Raw genomic sequence first — 21,502 nt, forward strand, 5'->3', positions numbered from 1 at the left:
GGTACCCGGTGGGTACCGACCGCCGACCCCTCCTCAGGTGCGGGGCGATCAGCACAGGTCAGCCGACGGCGAGTTTCACCTGGCGGGAGTCAGCGGCGGCGGAGGGGGTGGTGCCGATGTTGGAGACGGTGGCGATGACGACGGCGTCGACGCCGGGGATCCAGTTGACGGTCTTGGACTGGACGGGCAGCTGGCGCTGCTGGACGGTGCCGTCGCAGACGATGTCGGTGTCCGGGGTGCGGCTGGAGCCGAAGGCCTTGGAGGAGGAGTCCTCCGGGTCCTGCTGTTCGACCGAGACGGTGAGCGAGCGGGCCCCGTCGGCGACCGAGCACAGGTAGCTGACGTTCACCCGGGCCTTGCTGGGGACCTTCGGGTCGATCACGACGTCACCGAGGGTGACGGTGATGACGGGCGCATCGTCGTCCGGGGCCGGGCCGAGGGCCTGGGCCGGGGCGGCGAGGCCGGTGAGGGCCGAGGTCAGTACCGTCAGGACGATCCACCGCTGCACTGCAACCTCCGGGGGTGTGGGACGTGGTGCGGCCGACGCTAACCGGCGCACCGCCCGCCCGCGCGCCGGGTCGTCCGATCGTCGTACGAACGACCCGGCGGCGGCCCCGGCGGCGCGGCTGAGCCGACACCCCCTCACCGCCGCCGCAGCCACACCACCCAGGTGAGCGCCGAGCACAGCAGGTACGCCGCCAGGAAGCCGACGTACGCGGCGTCCCCGTTGTGGCTGGCCAGGAAGGACTGCCGGAAGGCCAGGTTCACCAGCACCCCGCCGAAGGCCCCGACCGCCCCGGCGAGCCCGATGAGGGCCGCCGTGCGCCGCCGGGAGTCGGCCTCGGCGGCGGCCGGGTCGGCGCCGGCCGCGACCGCCGTCCGGGCGAGGGACTGGTAGTGCGCCGGGATCATCTTGTAGGTGGACCCGTTGCCGATCCCGCTGAGCACGAAGAGCGCGATGAACCCGCCGAGGAACAGCGGCAGCGAGCCGGCCCGGGAGGCGAACAGCACGACCGCCGTCCCGGCGCCCATGGCGGCGAAGGTCGCCAGGGTCACCCTGGCCCCGCCGTAGCGGTCGGCGAGGCGACCGCCGACGGGCCGCAGCAGGGAGCCGAGCAGCGGCCCGAGGAAGGTGAGCGCGGCGGCCTTGACCGGGGTGTCGAAGCGGTCGTGGAACTGGACCTGGAGCACCTGCCCGAAGGCGAAGCCGAAGCCGATGAAGGAGCCGAAGGTGCCGATGTAGAGGGTGGAGACCGCCCAGCCGTAGGGGTCGCGGGCGACCTCCCGCAGCGCCCGTCCTTCTCCCGTGGGCGACTTGGGCAGGTTGTCCATCCGCCACCGGGCCCCGGCCGCCGCGAGCACGATCAGCGGCAGGTAGATCAGCGGCAGCAGCCGGGGGTGGGTGGCGCCGGCGGTGGCCAGGACGAGCAGGCCGAGCAGTTGGACGGCGGGGACGCCGAGGTTGCCGCCGCCCGCGTTGATCCCCAGGGCCCAGCCCTTGAGCCGGTGCGGGTAGAAGGCGTTGATGTTGGCCATCGAGGAGGCGAAGTTGCCGCCGCCGACGCCGGCCGTGCAGGCGACCGCGAGCAGGGTGCCGTAGGAGACGCCGGGTTGCAGCACCACGGCCGCGAGGGCCGTCGGCACGAGCAGCAGCAGGGCGCTGACCACCGTCCAGGTGCGGCCGCCGAAGCGGGCGACGGCGAAGGTGTAGGGCAGCCGGAGCAGGGCGCCGAGCGCGGTGGGCAGCGCGGTGAGGGTGAACTTCCCGGCGGTGTCGATGTGGTACTCGGGCCCGAGGAAGAGCACCAGGACGGACCACAGGCTCCACACCGAGAAGCCGATGTGCTCGGAGAGGACGGAGAAGACCAGGTTGCGCCGGGCGATCCGGGCGCCGCCGCGGGCCCACAGCTCCTCGTCCTCCGGGTCCCAACCGGCCAGCGGGGCGGGGGTTCTGGCGTCCAGGACGGTGGCGGTCACGCGGCGGCCTCCTCGGCGAGGGCGCGGACCGGCCAGCGGCGCAGCACGGCGGGGGTGCCGTCGGGGGCGGTGTCCTCGTCGAGGCAGCGGCCGTCGGTGAGGTCGTACACCTGCTTGTACATCGGGGAGATGAGGGTGGGGCGGTCGCCGCGGCTGCCGAGCAGGCCGCGGGAGAGGACGGGGGCGCCGCTGAACGGGTCGAGGTTGTCGACGGCGTACAGCTCTCCGCCGCGGCCGCGGAAGAGGGCGACCTGGTGGGCGACCCGGTCGGGGTCGGGGAGCAGCACGGCGACGCCGCGGCCGGGTTGGAGGTCGGTGAGGGCGCAGACGGTCTGCCAGTGGCTGCCGTCGTGGATCTGTACGGTCACGGGGTGAGCACCTCCAGTCGGGTCCCGGCCACGAGCACCGGGGAGTTGAGGGGGTGGCCGGCCTCGCCGGGGCGGGCGGGGCGGATCTGGTCGCGTTCGGGGACGAAGGTCACGGCGGGGTCGGGGGTGCCGGGGGCGTTGATGAAGGAGGCGAACCGCCGCATCCGGTCGGGGTCGGCCAGGGTCGCGGCCCATTCGTCCTGGTAGCCGGTGATGTGACGGGCCATCAGCTCGTCGAGCTCGGCGGCGATGCCCAGCGAGTCGTCCAGGATGACGGCCCGCAGGTGGTCGAGTCCGCCCTCCAGTCGTTCCAGCCAGACCGAGGTGCGTTCCAGGCGGTCGGCGGTGCGGATGTAGAACATCAGGTAGCGGTCGATGGTGCGGATGAGGGTCTCGCGGTCGAGGTCGGCGGCGAGCAGGTCGGCGTGCCGGGGGGTCATCCCGCCGTTGCCGCCGACGTAGAGGTTCCAGCCGGCCGAGGTGGCGATGACGCCGAAGTCCTTGCTCTGCGCCTCCGCGCATTCGCGGGCGCAGCCGGAGACGGCGGCCTTGAGCTTGTGCGGGGAGCGCAACCCCCGGTAGCGGAGCTCCAGTTCGATGGCGAGGGTGGTGGAGTCCTGGACGCCGAAGCGGCACCAGGTCTCGCCGACGCAGGACTTCACGGTGCGCAGCGACTTGCCGTAGGCGTGTCCGGACTCGAAGCCGGCGTCGACCAACTTGCGCCAGATGACCGGGAGTTCGTCGACGGTGGCGCCGAACATGTCGATCCGCTGGCCGCCGGTGATCTTGGTGTAGAGGCCGTGGTCGCGGGCGATCTCGCCGATCGCGATCAGGCCCGCGGGGGTGATCTCGCCGCCGGGCACCCGGGGCACGACCGAATAGGAGCCGTTGCGCTGGAGGTTGGCGAGGAAGTGGTCGTTGGAGTCCTGGAGGGAACCCTGCTCGCCGTCCAGGATGTGGCCGTTTCCGAGGCTGGCCAGGATGGAGGCGACGGTCGGCTTGCAGATCTCGCAGCCCTCGCCGCCGGTGCCGTGCCTGGCGAGCAGTTCGGAGAAGGTGGTCAGCCCGGTGACCCGGACGATCTCGTACAACTCGGCGCGGCTGTGGGCGAAGTGCTCGCACAGGCCCTGGACGGTGTCGACCCCGGCGGCCGCCAACTCCTCGGAGACCACGGTGCCGAGCTGCTTGAGGCAGCTGCCGCAGCCGGTGCCGGCCCGGGTGCACTTCTTCACGGCGGCGACGCCGTCGGCGCCCTGGTCGCGGACGGCGGCCCGGACGGCGCCCTGGGTGACGTTGTGGCAGGAGCAGAGCACCGCGTCGTCGGGCAGCGCGAGCGGTCCGGCGGAGGCGAACCCGGCCGGCAGCACCAGCTGTTCGGGGGCGACGGTGAGCGGCTTGCCCGCCACGGCGAGCGGGCGCAGCGCGCCGTAGCCCTCGGTGTCGCCGACCAGGACGCCGCCGAGCAGGGCGCCGTCGGTGCCGATCACCAGCTTGCGGTAGACGCCGCTGCGGCTGTCGCTGTACAGCACGTCGAGCGCGCCCTCGGCGCTGCCGTGCGGGTCGCCGAAGCTGGCGACGTCGACGCCGAGCAGCTTGAGCTTGGTGGAGGTGTCGGCGCCGGTGAAGCCCGGGCCGGACTGCTCCGCGATGGTGCGGGCCGCCGTCTCGGCCATCTGGTAGCCGGGGGCGACCAGCCCGTACACCCGTCCGTCGACGGCCTGGGCGCATTCGCCGATGGCGAGGACGGCCGGGTCCTCGGTGCGGCAGTGGGCGTCGACCACGATGCCGCCGCGCTGGCCGACGGGCAGGTCGCAGTCCCGGGCGAGCTGGTCGCGGGCGCGCACCCCGGCGGAGAAGACCACCAGGTCGGCGGGCAGTTCGCGGCCGTCGGAGAGGGCGAGGCCGCGGACCCGGCCGTCCGGGCCGGTCAGCACGCCGCTGGCGCCGGCACTGGTGTGGACGGTGACGCCCAGTTCCTCGATCTTGCGGCGCAGCGCGGCGCCGCCGCCGTCGTCGACCTGGACGGCCATCAGCCGGGGCGCGAACTCGACCACGTGGGTGGCCAGTCCGCCGGCCCGCAGGGCGCCGGCCGCCTCCAGGCCGAGCAGTCCGCCGCCGACCACCACGCCGGTGGCGGCGTGGGCGGCTTCGGCACGGATCGCGTCGACGTCCTCGATGGTGCGGTAGACGTGGCAGCCGGGCGCGTCGGTGCCGGGGACGGGCGGCACGAACGGCACCGAGCCGGTGGCCAGCACCAGGACGTCGTAGCGGACCTCGGAGCCGGAGCGGGTGCGGACCAGCCGCGCCGCCCGGTCGATCGCGGCGACCGGGTCGCCGAGCCGCAGGTCGATGCCGTGTTCGGCGAGGAAGCCGGGCGGGCAGAGCGCGAGGTCCCCGGTCGTCCCGCCGGAGAACAGCGAGCTGAGGTGGAACCGGTCGTAGGCGGGCCGGGGCTCCTCGGCTAGCACGGTGACCCGCCAGTCGCGTGCGGCAGGCTGCTCGCTCCAGGCCTCCAGGAAGCGCTGGCCGACCATGCCGTGGCCGACCAGGACGAGGTCCCGGACGGCGCCCGGCTCCCGGACGGTGCCGGGCTTTCGGACGGCGTGGTCACCGGTGGTCGTGGCGGCGCTTGCGGCCGTCCCGGTACGTCCGGTCATCGCGCGCCTCCCGACGGGCAGTGCGTGTCGGTGGCCGCGGCGGGGGCGGCGGGGCTGGTCGGCGTCATGCCGAGAACGGTCGCGGCCCGCTGTTTCGCGACCGGGTCGCGGAGGTTTCGGAGGCGGTACACGTCGCTCACACCGCCCGGTCGGCGGGGTGCACGCGCGGACATCTGCCGTAACAACGGCGTCCCCCTTGCTTACCGGCGGGTGACGGGTGGGCAACGCCCCCGAAACACCCGACCCGCAGGCTGAGCCGCATGGCAGCAACCCCCACCACGCCGGAACCGGCAGCACTGCCGGAACCGGCACGACCGGCCGGACCGCCGGGACCGCTCACCGGCTTCACCGTCGGCGTCACCGCCGCGCGCCGCCGCGAGGAGCTCACCGCCCTGCTCGCCCGGCGTGGCGCCCAGGTGGTCGAGGCCCCGGTGCTGCGCATCCTGCCGCTCGCCGACGACCTCGACCTGCGCAAGGCCACCGAACGCTGCCTCGCCGCCCCGCTCGACTACGTGGTGGCCACCACCGGCGTCGGCTGGCGCGGCTGGATGAGCGCCGCCGAGGGCTGGGGGCGGGGCGCCGTCCTCGCCGAGACCTGCCGGGACGCCTCGGTGCTCAGCCGCGGCCCCAAGGCCACCGGGGCGGTCCGCGCCAGCGGGCTCCGCGAGGGCTACTCCCCCGACACCGAGGCCACCGACGAACTGCTCACCTGGCTGCTGGCCCGCCCGCTCGCCGGGCGCCGGATCGCCGTCCAGGAGCACGGCGTCCGGCTGGACGCCTTCGCGGCGGCCCTGCGCGAGCGCGGCGCCGAGGTGATCTCCGTCCCCGTCTACCGCTGGGCGCCGCCCGAGGACCGGGGCGCGGTGCGCCGGCTGATCGACCAGACCGTCCGCCGCCAGGTGCACGCGCTCACCTTCACCAGCGCCCCCGCGATCACCGCGCTGCTCGACGCCGCCCGGGCCGAGGACCAGTACGAGGCCCTGCTGGACGCCCTGCGCGCCGACGTGCTGCCGGTCTGCGTCGGCACCCTGTGCGCCCGGCCGCTCACCGACCTCGGCGTGCCCGCCGTCCACCCCGAGCGCGGCCGGCTCGGCTCCCTGGTCCGGCTGCTCGCGGACGTCCTGCCGGGCCGCTCCAGCCGCGCCCTCGACCTCGCCGGGCAGGAGTTGGTCCTCCAGGGGAACGCCGCCCTGGTCGACGGCGAGAGCCACTGGCTCAGCCCGCGCGGCGCCGCCGTGCTCCGGGCCCTCGCCGAGCACCCCGGCCGGGTGCTCAGCCGCGCCGACCTGCTGCGCGCCGCCTGGCCGGACGCGGCCGCCGACGAGCACGCCGTCGAGGCGGCCGTCGGCCGGCTGCGGGCCGCGCTCGGACCGCACGCGGCCCTGATCCGCACCGTCCCCAAGCGCGGCTACCGACTGGCGGCGGGCTGATGCCGCCGGTGCTGCTCGCGGTCGCGCACGGCAGCCGCGACCAGGCGGCCGTCAGCTCGACCCGCGCCCTGCTGCGCCTCGTCCGCTCGCTCCGGCCCGAACTGACCGTCCGCTGCTGCTTCCTGGACCTCGCCGAGCCGTCCCTGCCCCGGGCCCTCGCCCACCTCGCGGGCGAGCGGCCGGTGCTGGTCCCCCTGCTGCTCGGCACCGGCTACCACGTACGGGTCGACCTCCCCGAGGCGCTCGCCGCCGCCGGCCTGCCCCGCACCCGGCTCGCCCGGGCCCTCGGCCCCCACCCGCTGCTCGCCGCGGCCCTCGCCGACCGCCTCGCCGAGGCCGGCGCCCCGCCCGGGGCTCCCGTGGTGCTGGCCGGGGCCGGCTCCTCCGACCCCGCGGCCGTCGCCGACACCGGCGCGATGGCCCGGCTCCTCGCCGCCCGCCTCGGCCGCCCGGTCACCGCCGCGCACCTCTCCGCCGCCGCCCCCACGCCCCACCGGGCGGTCGCCGACCTCCGGGCCGCCGGGAACTCCCGGGTCGCGGTGGCCAGTTACCTGCTCTCCCCCGGCTTCTTCGCGCGCCGCGCGGCCACCACCCCGGCCGCCTGGACGGGCCGCCCGCTGGGGGCCCACCCGGCCGTCGCCCGGCTGGTGCTGCACCGCTACGACGAGGCCCTCGCGGCCGCGTCCCCCGGATTCCGCCGCCATTGCCCGGGTGAATTCCCGCGCGCGCCGGATCCACCCGGGCTCCCTTTCGGACCGGGCCGCCGAAATCCGGCCACCGGCGGGTTCATGTCGGCCCGATGAAGATCGCCACCCGCACGACATCCAGAAGTCATGAAGTGACCGGAAACGAACGGGAGCTGACGTTCGTTCACCCGACAGACCGCCACCCGGCCGGTCCCACAATCCGGTCACACCGCACCCCGACGAACTATGGGCTTCATCACAGGAAAACGTTGAACCCCGGCCCGACGGGCGGCCGGCCGCTCGCCACTTCAGGCCTCAGCGACCGGATCCAGCCCCTGGTAGGCCGATGATCGACAGGTCATGAAGATCGAATCCATAACCGGAGCACTGGTTAACAATTGAACCACATTGACCCGCGTGTTTGATCATATTAGTCTTGCTTCCTGTTTGGGGGCCTGCTTTGTGATCTAAGTATCGCGAGACTTCCGGGGGGGCAGCGATGGATCAGCAACGAGCCAATCTTCTTGAACCTCAACTCTTACGTAGCCACTCCGATCGGCGAAGACTGCCGCCGACAACACCACGGAAGACCAAATCATCGCTCCGCGTACTCGTCGTGGAAAGCGATGCGAAAGCCGCCGGAACACTCGTTCACGAGATGCGCCGGCAGGGACATCAGGCCGAAAGCGTGGACACCGGCACCAAGGCCCTCCACCAACACCGGAACGCCGACCTGATACTGATGGACCCGGACCTGCCCGACCTGGACGGCATCGAAGTCTGCCGGGCCATCCGCTCCGTCTGCAACACCGCGATCATCGTCGTCACCACCCGCGACAGCGCGCTCGAACGGGTCCTCGGCCTCCAGGCCGGATCCGACGACTACGTCGCCAAGCCCTACTGCTTCCCGGAGCTGCTGGCCCGGATCGACGCGGTCATGCGCCGGGTCCACTCCCAGGGGCCGGTCGCCGGGGACATCATCATCGACCCGTTGAGCATCATCCTGAGCACCCGGGAGGTCCGCCTCGGCGACCGGCGCATCGACGTGACCCGCAAGGAGTTCGACCTGCTGTACCTGCTCGCCTCCCAGCCCGAACGGATCATCTCCCGCAGGCAGATCATGACCCAGGTCTGGGACGACTCCCGCTCCCAGCCGGGCCGCACGATCGACACCCACGTCAGCAGCCTGCGCAGCAAGCTCGGATCCAGCAGCTGGATCACCACGGTCCGCGGTGTCGGCTTCCGCCTGGGGCAACGGAGCCCCGCCTAGGAAGCGTCCCGCACCACGGCAACCTCGTGGGTGGCCGGCCACCGCTCAGGCCGCGCTACCGCCGTACGCCGGTCAGGCCGCCGTACGCCAACTCGGCCGGGGCCCGGCCGCCCACGAGGTTGCCGCCTTGCGCCGGGCCTCGGCCGGGGACCACTTCGCGTCGACGCGCCGCAGCTCAGCCGCACCGGCGGCCTGCGCGCCCGCCCGGCCGTAGCAGCGGACCAGCACGGCCGTCAGGGCCGCCAGTTCCTCCGCGTCCAGGACGCCCCGGACGATCCGCCAGGCCTGCTCCGGCAGCACCTCGGTCGGGTCCTCTGCCGCGTTCTCCTCGGGCGCCTCCGCCCCGGGCGCGTTCGGCCCGTACGGGTCCTGCGCCGTGTTGTCCGCTCCCATCGCGATGGATTCCTCCCCTTGACCGGTCGCTCGTCGGGTTCGCCGGGGCCGACGGTCAGGCAGAGGGCCCATCGGGGGCCGGGCCCTCTGTCATCACGTCGAACTCCGCCCGCCGCGCCGAGGGGAGAACCGTGACCGGTCTCGTCGGGGTGAGCGGGGGCGGATCAGGCCGGGTCGATCGACAACGGGTTGCGGAAGACGTTCTTCGGGTCGTAGGCCCGCTTCACCCGCTGCAACCTCGGATAGTTGTCCTTGTAGTACAAGGTCGACCACGGCACGCCGCTGGTGTTGTACTTCGGGTCCCGGGAGTCCACGTCCGGGTAGTTGATGTACAGACCGTCCTGCTGGTCGTTGGGCACCGGGAAGCCGCCCGTCGAGGCGTGGACGCCCTCGCGCACCCCCCGGATCCAGTCCACCTCGGACTGGTCCCGCGCGGCGTCGGGCCAGTTGGAGGCGTACCAGATCTTCAGGATCGAGTCCCGCTGGGCCATCGCGGTGTCCGCGGAGCCGACGGTGTTGATCTTCCCGCCGTACGCGGCCAGGTAGACCAGGCCCCCACCGGTGTGGCTGGGGTCCGTGAGGCTGCGGTAGAGCGCGCCCACCTGGGTCTGGGTGAACGGCTTGCGCATGTACCCGCCCATGGACTTGTGGCGGGTCCAGTTCGCGTAGGTGACCGAGGGGGTCAGCGCGAAGTCGAGCCACGCCTGGTCCTGGCTGTCGACCTTCGGGGTGGCGGACACCCCGGCCGACAGCGCGGCGATGTACGCGTCCAGCAGGCTCTTGGTGTTCGGCAGCGTGTTGTCCATCGTGATGTCCAACTGGACGATGGTCGCCATCGAGGAGAACAGCTGGAACGAGCTGTGCATCATCGCGTACGGCGAGTCCGCCGAGCTGTTGGCCGCGTGCCAGGCCCCGTGGTTCATCACCAGCCGAGTGAAGTTGGCCTCGGTCAGCTCGGACCACTGCCAGGTCACCATGGTCTTCAGGACCCGCGCCGGCGGCTTGGGCAGCAGCCCGGACGGATCGGTGCCGGTGGCGCCCGGCGTCCGGAACCAGTACTTCGTCACGATCCCGAAGTTGCCGCCGCCACCGCCGGTGTGCGCCCACCACAGGTCGTGGTTGGGGTCGTCCGGCCGACGGGTGGCCACCACGACCCGCGCGTCGCCCTCGCAGCCCGGCACCACGACCTCGACCGCGTACAGGTGGTCGACGGACAGGCCGAAGCGGCGGGACAGCGGCCCGTAGCCGCCCCCGGCGACGTGGCCGCCGGCGCCGACCTCCGGGCAGACACCGCCCGGCAGCACGACCCCCCAGCCCTGGTACAGCGCCGCGTACACCTGGCCCAGCGTCGCACCGGACTCGACCGCGAAGGCATTCATGTCCGGGTCGAAATAGACCCGGTTCATTTCCTTGGTGTCGACCAGCAGACGGAAATCCGGATTGTCGACCAGGTCCTCGAAACAGTGCCCGCCACTGCGGACGGTGATGCGCTGCTTCTTGCTGACCGCCTGGTCCACCGCTTTCTTCACCTGGTCCGCGGAATGCACCAGCCAGATTTCGTCGGGCGTGGCGACGAAGCGGGTGTTGTAACCGCGCGAGGCCAATGCCGCGTACTGGATGTCACCCGGCCGGACGATCACCGCGGGCGCCGGCGGCGGCGCCACGTGCCGGCTCCCGGCCGCGAAGGCCGGCGTCGCCGCACCGGACAGGCCCACGACGGCACCTGTCGCGGCCGCCGCGGAGCCTATGAATCCGCGTCTCGAAACCATGTCGAACCTCTAACTGTCTGGAGGGCGTACGAACCCCCGGGGGCCGCCGTTGCGGGCTCCCCGGGGTCAGCCTCAGCCAAGCAGTCGACGAACGGTGTCGTCATGCAGTTGACGCGGATCTGTCCTTGGGTGATACGAAAGTTAGCAATGAGGGGCGTGCGCTGAACGTGACGTACCCTCAGGAACCGTACGGGTGAACGGCCTTGGCGTCCCGCAGCGCCCGCGCCCACCAGGTCACCTGGTCGAGCAGGGTCTTGGCCGCGGTGGCCGGCCCCTCCGGGTTGCGGAGCTTGCCGTCGGCGTCGAACTGCTCCCACGGCCCGTGGAAGCTCACGGTGTCCCGGGTGGTGACGGCGTGCAGCTCCGCGAAGACCAGCCGCAGGTGCTCCACCGCCCGCAGGCCGCCGGAGAGCCCGCCGTAGGACACGAACGCGACCGGCTTCGCGTGGAACTGCGAGTTGTGCCAGTCGATGGCGTTCTTCAGCGCCGCCGGGTAGCTGTGGTTGTACTCCGGGGTCACCACGACGAACGCGTCGGCGGCGTCCAGCCGCGGCGTCAGACCGCCGAGGGCGCCGATCACCGAGGCGGACGGCGAGGCCGACGGGGCGTCCGGGCCGAGTGCCACCTCGGCCAGGTCCACCAGGTCCACCTCGACGTCGTCACGGCGTTCGGCCTCGCCCACGAACCAGTTGGCCACGGTCGGGCCGAAGCGCCCCTCTCGGACGCTGCCGATGATGACGGCCAGCTTCAGTCGGTTGTCGGACACGCGTTGTGCTCCTCGGGCCGGTGGTGGGATGGGGTGGGTCAGGCCGTGCGGGCGGCGCCCGCCGCGGCCTGGAGCGCCGCGAACAGCGCGCTCTCGGACTGGGATCCGGTCAACGGCGGGACACCGTCGATCAGGAAGACCGGGATGGACGTGATGCCGCGCCGGCGCACCAGGTCGAGCCGGGCCTGCAGCTGCTCGGGGCCGGGGGCGGCGCCGTCGGTCCGGACGCCGACCTCGGCCGCCAGGGCGGCGAGCGTGGCGGCGTCGCCGATGTGCAGCCCGTCGGTGAAGTGGGCCCGGAAGAGGCGCTCCACCATCTGCTCGGCCCGGCCCTGGGCGGCGGCCAGCGCGATCAGCTGATGGGCCTCGAACGTGCCGGTCGCCACCGCCCGTTCGTAGTGGAGGTCCAGGCCGTCCTGGGTCGCGGCCGCGGCGAGCTGGGAGATCCCGGCCACCGCCTGGGGGCCGAAGGTCCGCTCCAGCACCTCCAGCAGCGGCGCCCCCACCGTCCCCGCCCCGGGGGCGAGTTCGAAGGGGAGGAAGTCCACCTCCACCGCGACGCCGGAGGCGCGCAGGCGCTCGGCCGCCCGGGCGAAGCGGGTGTAGCCGAGGTAGGAGTGCACGCAGATCACGTCCAGGACGATCTCCGCCCGCACGGTGGTGCGCTGCGCCTGCTGGGTCATTGCTGCTGCCTTCCGGCTGTCGGTGTCGGGCTCGTGGTTCTCGTGGTCACCGGGCGTCCGCCCGGAGGATCAGGCCTTCTCCGGTGCCGGGACCGCCGGTTCGGGGGCCTTCGCCCCGGGGACCGGCGAACTCCGCAGCGGGATCTCCCGGATGAAGCACGCGGCCACGATCCCGGTCGCGGTGATCGTCGCGCTGATCAGGAAGACCAGGTTCATGCCGGAGGTGACCGCGTTCGCGTACACCGCGCGGGCCGCCGCCGGGAGCCCGGTGACGTCCAGCTGCGCCGACCCGGCCGGGATGCCCGCCGCCGCGCCGCCCTGCTCGCTCAGGCTGTCCTGGAGCCGCTGGGCGAAGAGCGAGCCCATCACCGCGACGCCGATGGAACCGCCCACGGTGCGGGAGAGCGTCACGGTGGAGGAGGCGACGCCCATGTCCTTCAGCTGGACGCTCTCCATCGCGATCAGCATCGCGGTCTGCATCAGACAGCCCATGCCGGCCCCGAACACCGCCATGTACGGCACCGACAGCAGCTTCGGGGTGCCCGGGTCCATCTGGGCCATCAGCAGCAGGCCCAGCGGGAGCAGGACGCTGCCGGCCACGATGAACAGCTTGTACCGGCCGGTCTTGGTGATGACCTGTCCCACGACCAGGTTGATGCCCATCATGGCGCCGAACACGGGCAGCAGCAGCAGTCCGGAGGAGGTGGCCGAGGTGCCCTGGGCGGCCTGCTGGAACAGCGGCAGGAAGGTCATCCCGACGAACATCCCGATCCCGGCCAGGAAGCCGATCACGGTGCCCAGCGAGAAGTTGCCGTTCCGGAAGATCTGCAGCGGCAGCACCGGCTCGACGGCCGTGCGCTCCACCTGGAGGAAGGCGACCCCGGCCACCAGGGCCAGTGCGATCAGGCCGAGGATCATCGGCGAGTCCCAGGCGTAGCGGTGCCCGCCCCAGCTGGTGACCAGCACGATCGTCGCGATGGCGACGGTCAGCAGCACGGCGCCCGGGTAGTCCGCCCGGGCCGGGGAGCGCCGCTTCGGCAGCCGGATCCCGATGATCACCATGACCAGGGCGAGCACGCTCAGCGGCAGGTTGACCCAGAAGCCCCAGCGCCAGCCGAGGTGGTCGGTGATCAGGCCGCCGGCCAGCGGCCCGGAGACCATGGCCAGGCCCATCACGCTGGAGAACAGGCCCTGGGCCTTGCCGCGCTCCCGGCTCGGCACCAGGTCGGCCATGATCGCGTAGGAGCCGACCAGCAGACCGCCGCCGCCGAGCCCCTGGACGGCGCGGAACGCGATCAGCTGGCCCATCGACTGGGACGAGCCGGCCAGCGCCGAACCGATCAGGAAGACGACGATCGCCGCGATGAAGACGCCCTTGCGGCCGTACATGTCGCTCAGCTTGCCCCAGATGGGCGTCGAGGTCGCGGTCGCGAGCGAGTAGGCGGTGACGACCCAGGAGAGGTCCGCCAGGCCGCCCAGCTGCCGGACGATGGTCGGCATCGCGGCGGAGAGGATGAGGTTGTCGAGCGTCGCGAGGAGCATCGCGATCAGCAGGGCGATCAGGGAGACCCAGAGACCTCGCGGTTGGGGTAACGGGCCCTGGGGCTCCGCCGTCACGTGGTCCTGGGACATCGCCCTCTCGCCTTCTGTCGTCGATCGGCAGGCCGGCACCCGGCGCCCGAGTGCCGCGACGCCACCTCACGAGCTTCTCTGACACAACATCAATCAGGCAAATTCGTCCGCGAGTTGGACTCAATCATGCTGACCGGGAGGGTTCGCCGTCAAGGCGTACCCGATCATCGACCGGACCCCGGACCGCGAGGTGGCACGGCATGCTCCGTCGACGATCGACGCACCTCGTCGAGCAGTTCCGCCTGCCGGAGCGTGTCCCCGGCGGGGGCCGAACCGGCCCGTACGGCGGCGACGAACGCCTCGACCGTGGCGGCGACCTGGTCGCACGGCTCCAGCCGGATCTCCTCGCTGTCCAGGCCCCGGTACAGCCCGATCACCGGGACCTGGTCGGCCGGCGGGGTGAAGGCCCGGTCGACGGTGATCCGGCCCCGGCTGCCCCACAGCTCGTACGCCGAGCGGTAGGCGTGGTCCATGCCGAAGGTGAGCTGGGCGGTGGCCCCGGCAGGGGTGCGCAGCAGGACGGCCCCGGCGGTCTCGACCTCCCGGCCCGGCCCCGTGCTGAGCTGGGCGCCGACCACGTCCAACTCCGGCCCCAGGAAGTGCAGGGCGCCGCGCAGCGGGTAGACGCCGATGTCCGCGAGCGCCCCGCCGCCGAGCTCCGCGCTGTACCGGATGTCGCCGTCCGGCGGGGCGGGGATCGCGAAGACCCCGTGGAAGGAGCGGAGTTCGCCGATCGCGCCGTCGGCGACCAGCCGCCGGACGGCCTCGTGCCGGGTGTGGTGGACGAACATCACGTTCTCCATCAGCGCCAGGCCGAGGTTCCCGGCCTTCGCCAGGAGTCGCTCCGTCCGCTCCCGGTCGGTGCTGAGCGGCTTCTCGGCGAGCACGTGCTTGCCCGCGTCCAGCGCCGCGTCCACCCACTCGGCGTGCAGCGCCGCCGGCAGCGGCACGTAGACGGCGTCCACCCCGTCCAGTGCGAGGAGTTCGGCGTAGCCGTGCACCGGCTCGCAGCCGAAGCGCTTCGCGGCCTCCTCGGCCTTGTCCCGGTCGCGGCTGGCGACGGCGGCGATCTCCAGGTCGGGGCAGTCCTCGAAGGCGGGGAGCATCCGGCGGAGCGCGATCTCCGCGCAGCCGATCACCCCGATCCGGATCGGGGCGCTCACCGGGAACGCACCCCCGCGGCCTCCAGGCAGGCCAGCAGGGTGCGGGCCTGGACGTTGATGAAGTGGCTGTGCCGGACCAGCGAGGTGAGCTGCGCCGGGGTGGCCCAGGCGTAGCCGGGCGGCGGGTCCTGCGGGGCGGTCCGCTCGTCGGCCTCGACGATCAGGTAGCGGCTCTCCGCGTTGAGGAAGCGGCCGCCCTCCTCGGAGTGCACGGCCTCGTAGCGGATCCGGTCCGCGCCGCTCGCCAGGACCTCGTCCAGGAACGGCGGGCGGTCCCGCTCGGCGAGGTGGGCGTAGTTGGTGGGCGTGTACTGGACGGTGGGGCCCAGCTCGACGGTGTCCAGGAAGCCGCCCTCGACCCGGGCGTGCACCAGCAGGTGCGGCACGCCGTCGAACTCCCGGAGCAGGAAGGCCGCGACGCCCAGGCCGACCGGTTCGAACAGGGGCTGGGTCCAGCCGGTCACCTCACGGTTTCCGGCCGTCACGTTCACGGCGATGACCTTGAAGTAGCGGCCGGCCTCGTGCTCGATCACGGTCTCGCCGCGCTTCCAGCCGGGGATGCCGTCCAGCGGGACGCACTCGGCCCGGACGGCGTGCCGGGAGCGCTGCTCGGTGATCCAGGAGTGCAGCTCGATGTCCGACCAGAGCGCGCCCGCACCGGTGTCCGGGTAGGGCAGGCAGGAGAGCACCGTGCGGGAGTCCATGTTGACGACGTTGTCCGCGCGCAGCAGTTCGTTGATCTGGCCGAGGGTGAGCCAGCAGAAGTCGTCCAGCAGCGGCACCTCGCCGACCGCCTCGACCAGCATGTTCCGGTTGGACTTCCGGTAGAACCAGGAGCCGTGCTCGGACTGCAGCACGTCGGCGATGACCCGGCCGCGGCCGGGGCCGACGAAGTACTCGATGTACTTGACGTCCCCGCCCTGGTGGGCCTTGGTGTAGTTGCTGCGGGTGGCCTGGACGGTAGGCGAGAGCTGGAGCAGGTTCGGGTTGCCCGGCTCCATCTTGGCCTGCATCAGGAAGTGCAGCACCCCGTCGAACTCCTTGACGAGGATGCCCAGGATGCCCACCTCGGGCTGCTTGATGATGGGCTGGTGCCACTGGCCGTACGGGCCGTCGCCGTAGGGCTCGGCCTCCTCCGTGACCTTGAGGCCCTCGACGGTGAAGAACCGGCCGCTGCGGTGGACCAGGTTGCCGGTGGTCTCCTCGAAGGACCAGCCGACCAGGTCGGCGAACGGGATGCGGTCCACCCGGAAGGTGTTGGCCCGGCCGCGCTCCGCCAGCCAGTCGCGGAAGTCCTCGGTGCGCAGGTGCGCGCCCTCGGCGGCGCCGGCCGACCGGGCGATCCGGGCGGACAGCTCGGCGTCCTCGCGCGGCTGCACCGCGCTGCCGGCCGCGCTGGGCCGGTCGGTCTGGGACGGCATCAGAGTTCCCCCTGTTCCTGGGTGGTGAGTTCGGAGGTCGGGTAGGTCATGGCCCTGCTCGCTCCTGTCGGATCGGTCGGGTCGGCCGGATCGAACCCGGATCGAACCCGGGTCGGGCCCGGGTCGGGCCCGGGTGGGCCGGGTCAGACCCGGGTGCCGGTGCCGGCGGTGAAGTTGTCGAGGATCCGGCGGTAGTAGTCGGGGCCGAAGCCCATCCGCTCGACCTGGGGCACCAGGGCGCGCAGCTTCTCGATCGAGATGTCGTGCTGGCGGCCCGCGTACTGGTACACCCGCTCGGCGGCCAGGCCGAGGCTGTGCTGGAGGTGGTCGACGATCTCCTCGACCGGGATGGCCGCCCCGGAGGCCACGTTGACCGTCTCGGCCCGCAGGTCCAGCGCGAGCAGCCGGTCGACCACGGTGACCACGTCGGTGACGTCGATGAGGTCGCGCGCGGCGCCGCGCTGGATGCGGATCGTGCCTTCGCGCAGCTGCCGCAGCAGCGTCGGGAGCAGCTGGTGCTCCGGCTGGTCCGGCCCCACGAGGTGGCCGAGCCGCAGGATCAGGTGGTCGGCGCCGGTGTCGCGCAGCAGCCCTTCGAGCGCGAGCTTGTGCGCTCCGTAGGGCGTGCAGGGCGTCACCGGGCCGTCCTCCCGGCCGGGGCCCTCGGCCAGGCCGTACATCCCGGTGGCCGCGGTCGAGAAGAACATCAGCCGCAGGCCCTCGGCCGCGCACCGGCGCGCGGTGCGCCGCAGCAGTTCGGCCTCCCTGGCGAAGTCGGCGGCGGAGGTTCCGCTCGCCCAGGAGACGCCGGCCGCGAGGGCGACGGTGTCCGGGTAGCTGTCGGCCAGCGGACGCAGATTCCGTGCCAGGAATCCGGTTCCCACGATTTCCATGCGCCGTCCTGTACTCCTCGGAGGGGGTGGCCGGGGGTGGTCAACTGCGGGCGGCCAGGAACTCCTTGATCGTGGAGACCATGTAGTCGAGCATCTCGTCGGTGAGTGCCGGGTAGACGCCGATCCAGAAGGTCTGCTCGGTGATGATGTCGCTGTTGGTGAGCTCGCCGACGACCCGGTGCGGCTGGTCGATGTAGGCGGGGTGGCGGGTGAGGTTGCCGGCGAACAGCCGCCGGGTGCCGATCTTGCGCTCCTCCAGGTAGTCGACCAGTTCGGCGCGCTTGAAGGGGGCCTCGGGGTCGACGGTGATCACGAAGCCGAACCAGCTCGGGTCGGAGCGCGGCGTGGCCTCGGGCAGCAGCAGGCCCGGTGCGCCGTCCAGGCCCTCGCGCAGCCGCCGCCAGTTGTTCTTGCGGGCCTCGATGAAGCCGTCCAGCTTGTCGAGCTGGGTGAGCCCGAGCGCGGCCTGGATGTCGGTGGCCTTCAGGTTGTAACCGACGTGCGAGAAGATGTACTTGTGGTCGTAGCCGGCCGGCAGGGTGCCCATCTGGTACTGGAAGCGCTTGAGGCACTTGTCGTTCTCGCCGGGCTCGCACCAGCAGTCCCGGCCCCAGTCGCGAAGCGACTCCACGATCCGGGCCAGCGCCAGGTTCGAGGTGAGCACGCAGCCGCCCTCGCCCATCGTGAGGTGGTGCGCGGGGTAGAAGCTGACGGTGGTCATGTCGCCGAAGGTGCCGGTGAGTTGGCCGTCGTAGGTGGAGCCGACCGCGTCGCAGTTGTCCTCGATGAGGAACAGGTCGTGGTCGGTGGCGAGCTGGGCGATCTCGGCGACCTCGAAGGGGTTGCCGAGGGCGTGGGCGAGGATGATCCCGCGGGTCTTGGGGCCGATCGCCCGCGCGACCCGCTCGGCGGTCGCGTTGTAGGTGGTCAGGTCGACGTCGACGAAGACCGGGATCAGGCCGTTCTGCAGGATCGGGTTGACGGTGGTCGGGAAGCCCGCGGCGACGGTGATCACCTCGTCGCCGGGCTTGAGCCGGCGGTCCTCCAGCAGGTGGGAGGTCAGCGCCGAGACGGCCAGCAGGTTCGCCGAGGAGCCCGAGTTGGTCAGGTGGGCCTTGCGGCGCTTGAGCCGGCGGGCGAAGGCCGACTCGAACTTGCGCGAGCTGCGGCCCGCGGCGATCCGCATGGTCAGGGCGGCCTCCACCAGGGCCACCCGGTCCGCCTCGTCGAGCACCGCCCCGGACGGCCAGATCTCGGTGGTGCCGGGCACGAACTCCCCGCTGGGCTCGGTCTCCTGGTGGTAACGGCGGACCTCGTCCAGGACCAGTTCCTTGCGATCGGTCATCGTCAGTTCCTCCGGTCGAGTGGCGGCGTCACGGCGCCGAGCAGGTGGAGCAGTGAGTCGTCGAGAGTGCGCCGCGGCTGCCAGTCCAGGAGCTTGCGCGCCCGGGTGACGTCCATCTGCTGCCACTCCACGTCGGTGCGGCGCGGTCCCTGGTCACCGGGGTCGACCACCGGGACCTCCAGTCCGCTGAGGGCGATCATCCGGTCGATCAGCCCGCCCATCGGGACGGCCTCGCCCCGGCCGATGTTGATCACCCGACCGGGCACGTCCGCCCCGGTCGCGGTGGCCGCGGCCACGATGGCGTCCACCGCGTCGCGCACGTCCACCACGTCGCGGCGGGCGGTCAGCGGCGGCAGCCGCAGTTCGGCCGGCCGCTCCCCCCGGGAGGCGGCGAGCGCGGCCTCGCCGAGGTGCGCGGCGACCATGCCGAAGAGGCTGCCGCGCGGGGCTCCGGCGCCGACGGCGTTGGCGAGCCGGAGCACCACCGTGTCCACGCCCCGGTCCCGGGCGGCCCGCAGGGCCTGCTCGGTGCCGAGGAGCTTGGTGCGCCCGTACGGCGTGACCGGGGCCGGCGGCTGCTCCTCCGGGGTGCCGGCGCCCGGCGTGCCCGCCCCGTACTCGTGGACGGTGCCGAGCTGGACCAGCCGTACCGGGCGGGGCAGGGCGGCGATCGCCTCGGCGACCCGGCCGACCAGGTCGCCGTTGCCGCGGGCCATCTCGGCCTCGTCGGCCCCCCAGACCCGGCCGGCCGCGTTGACCACCACGTCGGCGCGGAGCGAGCCGAGCAGATCGGCGAGCTCGGCCGGGCCGGTCTCCAGCAGGTCCAGCCGCAGCGGGCGCAGCTCCGGGTCCGGGTCCTGGACGGCGCTGCGGGAGACCGGGTGCACCCGGGCCCCGGCCGCGCCGAACGCGGAGGTGATGTGCGGGCCCAGGTATCCGGTGGCGCCCAGGACGACGACCGAGAGCCCGGCCGCCGTCCCCTCGTCAGTGCGTGCCACGGCTCGCCCCGTACTTGACGGCCTTCCACCAGTCCGGGTGGTCGCGGTACCAGGCCACGGTGGCGGCCAGTCCGTCCTCGAAGGCGATCCGCGGGGCGTAGCCCAGCTCCTCGCGGATCTTGCTGTCGTCGATCGAGTAGCGCAGGTCGTGCCCCTTGCGGTCCTCGACGTAGCGGAGCATCTCGGGGCCCGCGCCGTGCAGTTCGAGCAGGCGCTCGGTGATGGCGAGGTTGGTCCGCTCGTTGCCGCCGCCGACGTTGTAGATCTCGCCGACCCGGCCGTGGTCGAGCACCAGGTGGATGGCCCGGCAGTGGTCGTCCACGTGCAGCCACTCCCGGATGTTGCGGCCGTCCCCGTACAGCGGGACCTGCTTGCCCTCCAGGAGGTTGGTGATGAACAGCGGGAAGAGCTTCTCGGGGTGCTGGTACGGCCCGTAGTTGTTGGAGCAGCGGGTGACCGAGAGGTTCAGCCCGTAGGTGCGCCAGTAGGCCCGGGCGACCAGGTCGGAGCTCGCCTTGGAGGCGGCGTACGGGGAGTTGGGCTCCAGCGGCCGCTGCTCCGTCCAGGAGCCCTCGGCGATCGAGCCGTACACCTCGTCGGTGGAGACGTGCACGACCCGCCCGACGCCGCTGTCCTTGGCGGCCTCGAGCAGCGTCTGGGTGCCCAGCACGTTGGTCCGGAAGAACTCGCCCGGGCCCTCCAGGGAGCGGTCCACGTGGGTCTCGGCCGCGAAGTGGACGAGGGCGTCGTGGCCGGGCATCAGCTCGCGCAGCAGGTCGCGGTCGCAGATGTCGCCGCGGACGAACACCAGCCGGGGGTGCGAGGCCGGCAGGTTCTCCCGGTTGCCCGCGTAGGTGAGCTTGTCCAGGGCGGTGACCTGGGCGTCCTCCCAGCCCGCGTACGCGTTCGCGAGGAGGCTGCGGACGAAGTGCGAGCCGATGAAGCCCGCAGCTCCGGTGACCAGGATCCTCATGCCGAAACCTCCACTCGGGTGTGGTCTCCGATGACCAGGCGGTAGTGGTCGGCACCACGGTCGGTGGTGCCGACGGAGGCGGAGCGCCCGAGCAGGGAGCTGCGCAGGCCGCGGACGCCGGCGACCGAGGCCCCGTCCAGGGCGATGGAGTCCTCCAGTTCGCTCCCCGTCACCAGGCAGTCGCGGCCGATGGCGGTGTTCGGACCGACGGTGCTGTCCTCGACGACCGTGCCGGCGCCGATGATCACCGGCCCCTCGATCCGCGAGCGCACCACGCGGGCCCCCGGCCCGAGGACCACCGCGCCGGTCAGCACGCTGGCGTCGTCGACCTCGCCCTCGACGGCGGGCCGCAGGTCCGCGAGCATGTGCCGGTTGCAGGCCAGCACGTCCTCGACGTTGCCGGTGTCCTTCCAGTACCCGTCGTACTGGCTGGCCCGGACGTCGGCGCCCGCGGTGACCAGCCACTGGATGGCGTCGGTGATCTCCAGCTCGCCGCGGGCGCTGGGCTCGATCGCGGCCACCGCCTCGTGGATGGCCGGGGTGAAGAAGTAGACGCCGATCAGGGCGAGGTCGCTGCGCGGCTGCTGCGGCTTCTCGACCAGGCGCTGCACCTCGCCGTTCGGCCCCAGCTCGGCGACGCCGAAGGACCGCGGGTCGCGGACCTTGTAGACCACGACCTGGGCGGCGGGGCGCTGCGCGGCGAAGTCCTCGGCGATGCCGACGATCCCCTCGGGCAGCATGTTGTCGCCGAGGTACATCACGAAGTCCTCGTCGCCGAGGAAGTCCCGGGCGAGGGTGACGGTGTGGGCCAGGCCGAGCGGCTCGGCCTGCGGGATGTAGGTGAGGCGCACGCCGAACCGGGACCCGTCGCCGAGCGCGGCGGAGATCTCGGGGGCGCGGTTGCCGACGATGACGGCGATCTCGGTCACACCCAGGTCCCGGATGTTCTTCAGGACGTGTTCCAGCACCGGGGTGTTGGCGATGGGTATGAGCTGTTTCGGCATGGAGTAGCTGAACGGTCGCAAGCGGGTGCCGGACCCGCCCGACAACACGAGCGCCTTCATCAGAGGTCCTCTCG

At 72.6% G+C, this 21,502-nt stretch carries 19 protein-coding genes; 3 read left to right on the top strand and 16 right to left on the bottom strand.

The window, feature by feature from the left end:
* Positions 1-58: 58 nt before the first annotated feature.
* From ACFVXG_RS39690 to nirB, 4 genes are all read right to left on the bottom strand, one after another.
* Positions 59-508 (bottom strand): hypothetical protein, encoded by a 450-nt coding sequence (locus tag ACFVXG_RS39690; RefSeq protein ID WP_387935050.1) that lies wholly within the window; start codon positions 506-508, stop codon positions 59-61.
* 134 nt (positions 509-642) lie between these two features.
* On the bottom strand, positions 643-1,977 hold the full coding sequence (locus ACFVXG_RS39695) for a nitrate/nitrite transporter (RefSeq protein ID WP_387935051.1): 1,335 nt from the start codon (positions 1,975-1,977) through the stop codon (positions 643-645).
* Entirely contained in the window at positions 1,974-2,345 is a 372-nt protein-coding gene (gene nirD / locus ACFVXG_RS39700; protein WP_387935053.1) for a nitrite reductase small subunit NirD, read from the bottom strand. Before nirD ends, ACFVXG_RS39695 begins: the two co-directional genes overlap by 4 nt.
* Entirely contained in the window at positions 2,342-4,879 is a 2,538-nt protein-coding gene (gene nirB / locus ACFVXG_RS39705) for a nitrite reductase large subunit NirB (protein WP_387935172.1), read from the bottom strand. The genes nirD and nirB overlap by 4 nt, the downstream gene beginning before the upstream one ends.
* 383 nt (positions 4,880-5,262) lie before the next feature.
* Here nirB and ACFVXG_RS39710 point away from each other — a divergent pair, with 383 nt between their 5' ends.
* The 3 genes from ACFVXG_RS39710 to ACFVXG_RS39720 all read left to right on the top strand — a co-directional run bounded on the left by ACFVXG_RS39710 (position 5,263) and on the right by ACFVXG_RS39720 (position 8,388).
* The gene (locus ACFVXG_RS39710) at positions 5,263-6,432 is read left to right on the top strand and encodes a uroporphyrinogen-III synthase (RefSeq protein WP_387935055.1); all 1,170 of its coding nucleotides are present in this window, start codon (positions 5,263-5,265) and stop codon (positions 6,430-6,432) included.
* A complete protein-coding gene (locus ACFVXG_RS39715; RefSeq protein ID WP_387935057.1) occupies positions 6,432-7,235 on the top strand; it encodes a sirohydrochlorin chelatase in 804 nt (267 codons plus the stop codon). The genes ACFVXG_RS39710 and ACFVXG_RS39715 overlap by 1 nt, the downstream gene beginning before the upstream one ends.
* Positions 7,236-7,734: 499 nt before the next feature.
* The gene (locus tag ACFVXG_RS39720) at positions 7,735-8,388 is read left to right on the top strand and encodes a response regulator transcription factor (protein ID WP_387935058.1); all 654 of its coding nucleotides are present in this window, start codon (positions 7,735-7,737) and stop codon (positions 8,386-8,388) included.
* Between the two features lie 72 nt (positions 8,389-8,460).
* Here the strand turns inward: ACFVXG_RS39720 and ACFVXG_RS39725 are convergent, their stop codons facing one another.
* The 12 genes from ACFVXG_RS39725 to ACFVXG_RS39780 form a co-directional block, all read right to left on the bottom strand.
* On the bottom strand, positions 8,461-8,781 hold the full coding sequence (locus ACFVXG_RS39725; protein WP_387935060.1) for an acyl-CoA carboxylase epsilon subunit: 321 nt from the start codon (positions 8,779-8,781) through the stop codon (positions 8,461-8,463).
* Between the two features lie 164 nt (positions 8,782-8,945).
* Complete coding sequence (locus tag ACFVXG_RS39730; RefSeq protein WP_387935062.1) at positions 8,946-10,496, bottom strand: FAD-binding oxidoreductase; 1,551 nt, start codon at positions 10,494-10,496, stop codon at positions 8,946-8,948.
* A 232-nt stretch (positions 10,497-10,728) separates the two neighbouring features.
* Positions 10,729-11,316: an NAD(P)H-dependent oxidoreductase gene (locus ACFVXG_RS39735; RefSeq protein WP_350506468.1), complete on the bottom strand. Its 588-nt coding sequence runs from the start codon at positions 11,314-11,316 to the stop codon at positions 10,729-10,731.
* Positions 11,317-11,354: 38 nt separating this feature from the next.
* Entirely contained in the window at positions 11,355-11,999 is a 645-nt protein-coding gene (locus tag ACFVXG_RS39740) for a DsbA family protein (protein WP_387935064.1), read from the bottom strand.
* 69 nt (positions 12,000-12,068) lie between these two features.
* Positions 12,069-13,631, bottom strand: a complete 1,563-nt coding sequence (locus ACFVXG_RS39745) for an MDR family MFS transporter (protein ID WP_387935065.1) — start codon at positions 13,629-13,631, stop codon at positions 12,069-12,071.
* A gap of 164 nt (positions 13,632-13,795) precedes the next feature.
* The gene (locus ACFVXG_RS39750; RefSeq protein ID WP_387935067.1) at positions 13,796-14,794 is read right to left on the bottom strand and encodes a Gfo/Idh/MocA family protein; all 999 of its coding nucleotides are present in this window, start codon (positions 14,792-14,794) and stop codon (positions 13,796-13,798) included.
* Positions 14,791-16,215, bottom strand: coding sequence for an NDP-hexose 2,3-dehydratase family protein (locus tag ACFVXG_RS39755; RefSeq protein ID WP_387935069.1), 1,425 nt, complete (start codon positions 16,213-16,215; stop codon positions 14,791-14,793). The genes ACFVXG_RS39750 and ACFVXG_RS39755 overlap by 4 nt, the downstream gene beginning before the upstream one ends.
* A gap of 143 nt (positions 16,216-16,358) precedes the next feature.
* Positions 16,359-17,108, bottom strand: coding sequence for an NAD-dependent epimerase/dehydratase family protein (locus ACFVXG_RS39760; RefSeq protein ID WP_387935071.1), 750 nt, complete (start codon positions 17,106-17,108; stop codon positions 16,359-16,361).
* Positions 17,109-17,148: 40 nt separating this feature from the next.
* Positions 17,149-18,453, bottom strand: coding sequence for a lipopolysaccharide biosynthesis protein RfbH (gene rfbH / locus ACFVXG_RS39765; RefSeq protein WP_387935073.1), 1,305 nt, complete (start codon positions 18,451-18,453; stop codon positions 17,149-17,151).
* Between the two features lie 2 nt (positions 18,454-18,455).
* Positions 18,456-19,451 (bottom strand): NAD-dependent epimerase/dehydratase family protein, encoded by a 996-nt coding sequence (locus tag ACFVXG_RS39770; protein WP_387935075.1) that lies wholly within the window; start codon positions 19,449-19,451, stop codon positions 18,456-18,458.
* Positions 19,438-20,424 (bottom strand): dTDP-glucose 4,6-dehydratase, encoded by a 987-nt coding sequence (gene rfbB, locus ACFVXG_RS39775; protein WP_387935077.1) that lies wholly within the window; start codon positions 20,422-20,424, stop codon positions 19,438-19,440. Before rfbB ends, ACFVXG_RS39770 begins: the two co-directional genes overlap by 14 nt.
* Complete coding sequence (locus ACFVXG_RS39780) at positions 20,421-21,488, bottom strand: glucose-1-phosphate thymidylyltransferase (protein WP_387935079.1); 1,068 nt, start codon at positions 21,486-21,488, stop codon at positions 20,421-20,423. The genes rfbB and ACFVXG_RS39780 overlap by 4 nt, the downstream gene beginning before the upstream one ends.
* Between the last annotated feature and the right edge of the window lie 14 nt (positions 21,489-21,502).

The organism is Kitasatospora sp. NPDC058162 (genome assembly GCF_042884005.1).
Classification (GTDB): domain Bacteria; phylum Actinomycetota; class Actinomycetes; order Streptomycetales; family Streptomycetaceae; genus Kitasatospora.

What these genes read in the sequence shown, in the direction of transcription:
- ACFVXG_RS39725 (WP_387935060.1), bottom strand. Translation starts at nt 8,781, where the DNA reads ATGGGAGCGGACAACACGGCGCAGGACCCGTACGGGCCGAACGCGCCC.
- ACFVXG_RS39715 (WP_387935057.1), top strand. Translation starts at nt 6,432, where the DNA reads ATGCCGCCGGTGCTGCTCGCGGTCGCGCACGGCAGCCGCGACCAGGCG.
- nirB (WP_387935172.1), bottom strand. Translation starts at nt 4,879, where the DNA reads ATGGTCGGCCAGCGCTTCCTGGAGGCCTGGAGCGAGCAGCCTGCCGCA.
- ACFVXG_RS39740 (WP_387935064.1), bottom strand. Translation starts at nt 11,999, where the DNA reads ATGACCCAGCAGGCGCAGCGCACCACCGTGCGGGCGGAGATCGTCCTG.
- rfbH (WP_387935073.1), bottom strand. Translation starts at nt 18,453, where the DNA reads ATGACCGATCGCAAGGAACTGGTCCTGGACGAGGTCCGCCGTTACCAC.
- ACFVXG_RS39780 (WP_387935079.1), bottom strand. Translation starts at nt 21,488, where the DNA reads ATGAAGGCGCTCGTGTTGTCGGGCGGGTCCGGCACCCGCTTGCGACCG.
- ACFVXG_RS39745 (WP_387935065.1), bottom strand. Translation starts at nt 13,631, where the DNA reads ATGTCCCAGGACCACGTGACGGCGGAGCCCCAGGGCCCGTTACCCCAA.
- rfbB (WP_387935077.1), bottom strand. Translation starts at nt 20,424, where the DNA reads ATGAGGATCCTGGTCACCGGAGCTGCGGGCTTCATCGGCTCGCACTTC.
- ACFVXG_RS39710 (WP_387935055.1), top strand. Translation starts at nt 5,263, where the DNA reads ATGGCAGCAACCCCCACCACGCCGGAACCGGCAGCACTGCCGGAACCG.
- ACFVXG_RS39760 (WP_387935071.1), bottom strand. Translation starts at nt 17,108, where the DNA reads ATGGAAATCGTGGGAACCGGATTCCTGGCACGGAATCTGCGTCCGCTG.
- ACFVXG_RS39755 (WP_387935069.1), bottom strand. Translation starts at nt 16,215, where the DNA reads ATGCCGTCCCAGACCGACCGGCCCAGCGCGGCCGGCAGCGCGGTGCAG.